At 40.5% G+C, this 7,431-nt stretch carries 5 protein-coding genes; all 5 read right to left on the reverse strand.

The annotated features are described in order from the left end of the window. Positions 1-848, reverse strand: an 848-nt coding sequence (locus N2K84_RS19710; RefSeq protein ID WP_486865380.1) for a glycoside hydrolase family 38 N-terminal domain-containing protein, incomplete at its 3' end; no start/stop codon positions are given. A gap of 350 nt (positions 849-1,198) precedes the next feature. Further along, a complete protein-coding gene (locus N2K84_RS19715; protein ID WP_282593554.1) occupies positions 1,199-2,941 on the reverse strand; it encodes a hypothetical protein in 1,743 nt (580 codons plus the stop codon). 269 nt (positions 2,942-3,210) lie between these two features. Next, positions 3,211-4,281, reverse strand: coding sequence for a class I mannose-6-phosphate isomerase (locus N2K84_RS19720; protein WP_282593555.1), 1,071 nt, complete (start codon positions 4,279-4,281; stop codon positions 3,211-3,213). A gap of 11 nt (positions 4,282-4,292) precedes the next feature. Continuing rightward, the gene (locus tag N2K84_RS19725; protein ID WP_282593556.1) at positions 4,293-5,513 is read right to left on the reverse strand and encodes an Nramp family divalent metal transporter; all 1,221 of its coding nucleotides are present in this window, start codon (positions 5,511-5,513) and stop codon (positions 4,293-4,295) included. A 116-nt stretch (positions 5,514-5,629) separates the two neighbouring features. After that, complete coding sequence (locus N2K84_RS19730; protein ID WP_282593557.1) at positions 5,630-7,207, reverse strand: glycoside hydrolase family 28 protein; 1,578 nt, start codon at positions 7,205-7,207, stop codon at positions 5,630-5,632. Between the last annotated feature and the right edge of the window lie 224 nt (positions 7,208-7,431).

The raw sequence follows: 7,431 nt of genomic DNA on the forward strand, positions 1-7,431 counted from the left end.
TCTGATGAGGATAACACAACCTGGAATTTGCTATCCGGGTTATCCAAACTTTCTACAGCATGACGGACATCCGTTTCCCGCGGCGCGCCTCCTTTGTCTCCAACGCCATAATAGCGATAATCAAAGGCAAAACCGGAGCGTTCAAAATTGGCTGTCAATCGTTCAGAAAATGTATCGCTTTGATCCAGGCGATTTTCAACTTCCCCGTTGTACCTGGTCGCATTAAGGGCTGCAATAATTCCCTTCCCGTCAGGTCCATTCCAAACGCCCACATTAAAAGGGATCTCCACTGCTGCCCGCCATGTTAATTTTTGCGTTGAAAAGCCCAGCAGCCCGCAATGATGCCAAACAGAAGGCACATTAGCCAGAAAACCGAAGCAATCGGGCAACATATAATCAAAGCTCTGTTCTCCAAATTCCTCACGAAAAAAATTGTTGCCATACAGCACCTGCCGGATAAGCGACTCAGATGATGAAATATTGACTTCCCCTTCATCGACCGAGGAACCCGAGACATGCCACCGACCCTGTTTTACATACTCCTTTACTTTCCGGTATTCTGCCGGGTAATATTCTTTCATCATTTTATACCGGCGGGAACCCGTAAAATTAAAGACATAATCAGGGTACTTTTCGAACAACAAAAAGTTCTCCTCCATGGTATTTTTAATGTATTCATCGATTGAAGCGGTGTAATCCCATCTCCATTCCGTATCCAGGTGACTGTAACCAACCGTGTACAAGACCCTATCCCTGGTTAGGTCAAATTCTTTTTGTTTTTTAAGCGGCTGGGCCATTAAATAAACCGGCAACAGAAACGCCAGCATTAAAATTGATTTGATCTTCATAGTAATAATTTTGCATTCATACATTCTTTTGTAATCTAATTCTCTCGAACTAGGAAAATTCCGTCAAGCTCCCCTATAGTGATTATACCTTTGACCACCTTTCCATTATTGGTGTCAGGATCCTGATGTGAAGAACTTTTTAGCCTCCGAAATTTTTCTCCCGGCCAAAGCTTATCGAGATTAACCCTCACTTCGTGTTCGGATGGATTGGCAATAACCAGTCCTCCCTCGAACTTGCGCACCATCACATCTGGGGCAGGATAGACGGCAATATCTGATATTGTCACCGGCTCGTTTCCTTCAAAGCTGAACGTTATGGTCGCAGGATTGTCAAATTTACGGAAGTAAAATCAAGCTTTGAAAGGCTTTTCATTTACAAGAGCCATATTACTAATTACCCTTTCTTCTAGTAAAGCTTTTTCACCTCCGGAAATCTCTGAAAACATAAGCCTGGCGCCTTCCTTCGGATAATTAGCCATAGGTTCTGCACTTACAGTTAGAGTGACGAACAAATCTTGTCCTTCACATTCCAATTCACTTAATTGGAATTGCATAAAAGCTTCCGAGGATGACCTTTTATGCAATTCAATCGTGCCATTTCTGATCTTAAATGAACAGCTCAATGATTTTATTTTACTTTTCAGGTCAGACTCATCTATGATCAAATTACTACTATCAACAGCAAGTCTCTGAGTTGGTTTTATTGCCTTACCAAGCCACCCGGGCACTTTCTCATCCCCTTTGATAAGTTCATCCCATATAAAAACTTCTCCTTCCGGCTCGTGAAAATATGTCGATCGTGTCATGGAGATGCCAGCATCGCATAAAGCTGCTGCCGCTAATACCAATCGGATATCAGCGAGACGTTTACTATCGGGCCTGGCTATATAATTGGAAACAGGCTCGCGGGAATTAGCGGACCAGAACATAAGCCTGTTTACACCTCCAGCCCAGTCCTCGAATTTATCATCGCTGCCTGTGGGGAAGGTTTCGCTTTCAATACCGTTGAGTATTCCGACTGCCCGTTGATGAAACCATCGGTCATTATCTGCCATAATCAGCCGGTCGTCTCCAAGCATTCCACGAAGTTTCTTCAAAAAATTGACAACACCAATCCCATAAGTTTGAACACCATTGAAAATTCCGTTATCTGCAATTCCGTCAGCATTAACATCTAGTCCTCGCGCTCCTGCGTTTGAACGTGGCACATGATGGAGTACATCAAATTCAACCCCATCAAATTTCTCCAATCGTCCATCTTTATGGAACCAGCTTGCCAATTGCCCAGCAAGGATATCGGCCGCCTGTTTGCCCTCTTTATCCCGGGGACATAAAGGAGAAAAGTTATAATACCACATCAGGTTGGAGCCTTTACCCCACGAACCTTCCGTAACATGAGCAGCAGCATAAGCACGGTTTGCTCTGAAAGCTCTCGGAACTGTCCCGTAACACCCGCGCTCTAGCATAATTGTATTACTTCCAATATCAACGTCCAACAATTTTACCTGTTCACTATTATGCCAGTTTGGCTTTCCATCAGCGTCAAGTTCACAAATGCCTACATCTTCATTCTTTGCTTTGTTCAATCCGGTATTCGTTTTAAATAGGGAAGCATCAGAAACTTTTATTTCCACAACCCCCTTCTCTGCCAACAGATTATTTTGTATGGTTGCCCCGTTATAATAAATCCAGTGACCGGCGAAAAAAGGATTACTCTCGTATATTGGATCTCTTGCCCGGCCATTGAAATGTATGAGTACAAGCTGTTCTGGATGAAGCTCTTTAAACCTGATAAAATATCGAATTACCTGATCATTATTGACAATCACTTCCTCTCTTAGAACCTTGCCCTCGATCCCCATCAGGTGGTTAAAATTTCCATGCCACTTTTCCCATGACGCCGTTCGGGCAATTTTTTCAGCATCTCGGAAGTAATAGGCTACTGGTTTTTGATCCTCACGGAATATCTTCAATCGCTTTAACCTGGATGACTCGCTGGGTTTCCGGACACAAGCAATGAAAGGAAAGCTAAAAGCAAAAAGCACGAAACAGTGAATAATCGTAATCCTTTTGCTTTTGTATAGTTGTGACATATGCATTTCTTTTCCCTTTAATTGTGTGATAAAATTTAAACCAGAAATTTTTCCAGACGTCAATTTTGAAAAACAACAATTACGTGTCCTTACTATAATCTTGCATTAATCCCTATTTTTCGCTCTTCCTCTATATAAAACAACAAAACTTGTTTTTACCCTAGTTTGAAATAAAAATGTGGCAAATCTGGAGTATTGGCAAATGAAAATCAGAAAAGAACTGTATCACTGTCATCTTTGCGTTTGACAAAATCGCAGTGTCTCTTGCGTCACACAGCAGGCATTGCAATTACTAATTCCAGTGAAGATTTAGCATTGATTTCAACCAGTTCCGTAGCAGCAGGAATTAAAAATTTGTCTCCAAATTTTACATGGAATGTTTCTTCACCCGACTTCAATTGGCCCATACCATCAGTCACAATAAGAATATAAAAGTGATCTTTTTTCAAAGTATGGTTTTGGGTTACATACAGTTTGTTCATACGGAAACAATTGGTAATCGTCTTATCAAATAACTGATATTCCTTTGCTGTTCCGGTGTCACTTACTAATCTTTCTTGGATAAAATACTTTGATTTTATTGTGTTGATAGGAATTGGTGTGTAATCAAACATCGAAAGAGCAAAGTCTATTCCCCGGTTCATAAACCTTGCACTTTCAGGAAGTGTATATCCTGCCTTTTCAAATTCAATTCGGACAGCCAAATCCGTTGGCTCAAGTATTTCAATCATGAAAACGCCTTCACCGATGGCATGTGGCAAACCGCCAGGTACATAAAAGACGTCTCCTTTTTTCACCGGTATCTTTTCAAAGCATGATTCCAAAAATTCGATGTCCTGTTTTTCAATAGCCTCTTTGAATTTTTCTTTTGAGGGTGGATTTTGGAAACCCAGATAAATAAAAGGAAATTCAACATCGTCACGGGTACCCAGAATGTAATACCCCTCTGTTTTTCCGTATTCGCTGTTTAAAAATTGTTTTGCAAACGGAATGGTCGGATGACACTGAATATGCAAACGTATGGCAGAATCAAGGAATTTTAAAAGGAACGAGGTTGATGCCCCATGTTTTTTATAATGTTCTTCTCCTAAAATATCTTCAGGATATTTCTCAATTAGACTCTTTAAAAGAATCATTTCTCCTTCTATCGAAACAGAGGAAAGTCCTTCTTCGGATAAGTGTTCCCGCCCCGGATTTACAGCTGTGGTTAACGAAGCAATCCAGTCTTCAGGGAAATGACTGTCCTGAGGAGAATTTTCACCAACTATTAGATCCAGGCTTTTGCCTCCAAAATAGGTTCTCCAAACCCGGTTAGGAGGTAGTGGAATAATCTTTATCATGAATTTTATTTTTAGTTAATTAATCCATAAATCCCTGCACCTCCCATGATCGTTGCAAATATCAGAATTACAACAAAAATGAGATTTTGCGGTGTTGTTGCTTTTAGCTCACCCATCAACTTTTTTGAATTGGCCAGATACATCATGCAGCCAACCGTTAATGGTAAAACAATTGCACCGAATGCTTGTGAAGCAACCATTACCCAAATAGGATTCCCTTGAAATAAGGGAACAGCAATTCCTAAAATTGCCATCCAGACCACGATAATTCGTACCGACATAGATTTCATGTCTGCCTTTTTCCCGTTGTAGTCACTTATAATCCAAGGGACCACAAATATATTTGGGAACTGGGAAGAAATAGCCGCAGCAGTAATTCCGATTACAAAAACGCCAACTCCTGCAGCTCCTGCTAGTGGCTTGAGAATATGCACCATTTCTTTTGTTTCGATTAAGGTTATTCCTTTAAGGTGCAAAGTCCCGGCCGCCGAAGCCATAATTGCAGCACTAATCAAAAACATTAATCCGGCACTGACAAAAGCATCAGTTCTCTGAATTTTTAAATCTGATTTACTCCAGCCTTCGTCTTTTACTAAAATTGACCTTACAACAAAAATAATGGGAGCCAGTGTCGTACCAACCATTCCTGCTACAACAAAGAAAGGGGAAGAATCTACGCTTTCAGGAATACGAGGTATTAATCCCTCTGCAATTTCCTTGAGGCTTGGAAACATGATAATGGCATTAATAATAAATGAAAGCCCCATAATCCCAACCATAATGGAAAGCGCTTTCTTAAATGTTGAAGTATTTCCCAAAAGGAAAAGAACGATTATTAAAAAGGTGATCGAGGATGCCCAAATTAAAGATGAGATACCGCCGACTATCCATTCCTTTGACCATTCCTGTAAAACGTCAGCAGCAATTCCCATAACACCTATAATGCTGCCACTAACGTTGACCCCAAGTGCAATAATAAAAAAGATAGCAACGAGAGGATGAATATTCTTGCGAATCGCATTTAGGAAAGTCAAGCTCGAAGAAATCGTAAATTTCCCAAAGAAATGGATAAGAAAGAAGGTAAAAAGACATGACAGGAATAGTGCCCAAAGCATGGCCATTCCAAAGTCTGCACCTGATTTGGTCATCGCTGTCACACTACCTGTTCCAATGTTAAATCCGATTAAAAAAATACCCGGTAGGATTTGTCTGATAAAAGAGTTTATTTTCATGTAAATAGAATATTTTTTTGCCACCAAAGAATTTCATCATCATCGTTTTCCATATCTCGAATTCAAAATGGCAAAAACGATCGACAACTATGAGTTAGTTATTTATTTCAATGTGATCATTCTTCTGAAATTCTTCTCACCACAATGCTTTTCTCTAAATCGGCGCCTTTCACATCTCTAAAAACGACTTGATTCATGTTCCCTTCCGGAAGATCAATTTTAGTCATATTCACATGAGCTACATCATCAAAAACAAAAGCAGGGCGAAAGTCAGGATGGTTCAATTTCAGACGAACATTTTTCAGGACAATTCCTTTTGCATGCCTTATGAAAAAACCCCAGGCCGGGAGTTCCCCGAACATTGAAAATTCAGGATAGTTCTTTATTTTTTCAGGAACCCGATCAAGGTCACTAAGAGGAATATAGGCCATTCCTTTGGTAGCTCTACCAGGATATGTAATCTCTATATTCTCCAAAATGACTCCCTCCACATCGTATCCGGGTATTCCTACTACAGAAGACGGATGTGGGTTATGACGGTAATTAACCGCAGGTCCCCTCATGTCATAATCAATATCAGGGCGACCAAACGGAACTTGTACCTTTACGTCTTTGATGTGAATATTCCTAACCATTCCGGGCTGTTCTCCTTCCCGGTGTCCTATCCTGATAAAAATCGCGTTTCCAGTATTTTTAGCCGAAATATTTGAAACATTTATATTCTCAATATCCCCGCCATCCACCGATTCAATGGCAATTGCTGACCGGAACGTGTCGAATACCTTAATGTTTTCAACTGTAACATTTTTAAAGCCCCCAAATGACGCTGTCCCAAATTTGATTGCACTTGCACTGGATCGGACCGTGCAATTGGCAATGTAAATACTATCATTAAAATATCCTGGATAGTAGGATTTCAAACAGATCCCGTCATCAGCTGAGTTCACATCGCAATTGATCACTTTAACATTTCGGCAATCGGTAATGTCTATTCCGTCGTTGTTCCAATAGGCTCGGTTATTGATTTTCAGGTTGACAAAAACCATATTTGAGCACAATTCAAACGATAGGCCCCAACAAGCCGAATTTTTAAGCTGAAGATCTGAGACTTCAACATGATCACATTCTGAGAAACGAAAAAGCTTTGGACGGGCCGTCTCGTTTGGACGCATCCGCCCATAATTATATTTAGGGTCGATTCGAACACCGGCATGGTGAAGGCTGTCTATTGTTAGAGCCAACGCTCTACCTTGCCCGTCAATGAGCCCTCTCCCTTTCAATGCGATATTGTTTGCCCGAAAGGCAACGATTAACGCCATTTGCGAATTATCATTCTTTTTTGGCGATTCAGGTCTGCCTTCAGTTTTCATCTCGTAATAGTCGTCAGGATTGGTACTTCCCAACAAAACAGCACCGTCCCTCAAAAATAATTCGACGTTTGATTTTAATTCCAAACATCCGGATAAAAAATCCCCATTAGGAAAAACCACGCTCCCCCCGCCATTTTCAGAAGCTTCATTGATAGCTGACTGGATCGCTTCTGTATTCATGGTTTTACCATCAGCAACAGCTCCATAATCGGTAATCAAATATTCTTTCGCCGTTGCACGAACATCGAAGATGAACAACGACAAAAGCAGAAAAGACGTGTATATAACTGACTGCTTTATTTGCTTATTTTTTTGATGTTCCATAATTTCATTTATTTACTGTTTGATAAAAAGAAGCCAAACATTACAGGAAAAATTTTTGCCCCAGACATTTTATTTTCTTAAGTCTATTGATTTAGGCATATTAAAAAAGATACTGTAAATTGAAATCAATAATTTTGACCAGGCATCGTACCTCGTTGCCGTTCAATATTTAACGCTTCCCCGGTTTCCCGATCGAACCAGTCAGGAGTTAATTGATCCGGTGT

It is taken from the genome of Gaoshiqia sediminis, assembly GCF_025907915.1.
GTDB lineage: Bacteria > Bacteroidota > Bacteroidia > Bacteroidales > Prolixibacteraceae > Gaoshiqia > Gaoshiqia sediminis.